Below are 272 nucleotides of genomic sequence, written 5' to 3'. Positions count from 1 at the left end.
CGCTTGTTTTTATTAATATATGCATTTTTAATCCTTAAAGTAAGCTCAATAAATTAAATATCGACCTGCATGTTGTCAATTAATCTCACAGAGCCTAAAAAGGCGGCGGCTAAAATAACAAAATGGTTATCATCGAGTGTAGCAGTTTTTAAGGTATCTCGTTGAGCTATCTCAAAATAGTCTGGCTTTAAGCCTGCTTGCTCAAGGCTTTGCTTAGCATGTGTTTTAAGCGAAGTGAAATCTTTATTACCTTGCTTAAGCTGCTCGGCACA

General features: G+C 36.4%; 1 protein-coding gene. It reads right to left on the bottom strand.

Annotated elements, in window-relative coordinates; translation table 11 throughout:
- Positions 1–53: 53 nt before the first annotated feature.
- The coding region (locus R2R70_RS20335; RefSeq protein WP_410978950.1) for a pantoate--beta-alanine ligase at positions 54–272 on the bottom strand (219 nt) is incomplete at its 5' end.

The organism is Cobetia sp. SIMBA_158, from assembly GCF_046566945.1.
In the GTDB taxonomy this organism is placed as follows: Bacteria; Pseudomonadota; Gammaproteobacteria; order Pseudomonadales; family Halomonadaceae; genus Cobetia; species Cobetia amphilecti.
The sequence above is the reverse complement of the archived record's forward strand: the minus strand, read 5'-3'. Positions and strand labels throughout refer to the sequence as shown.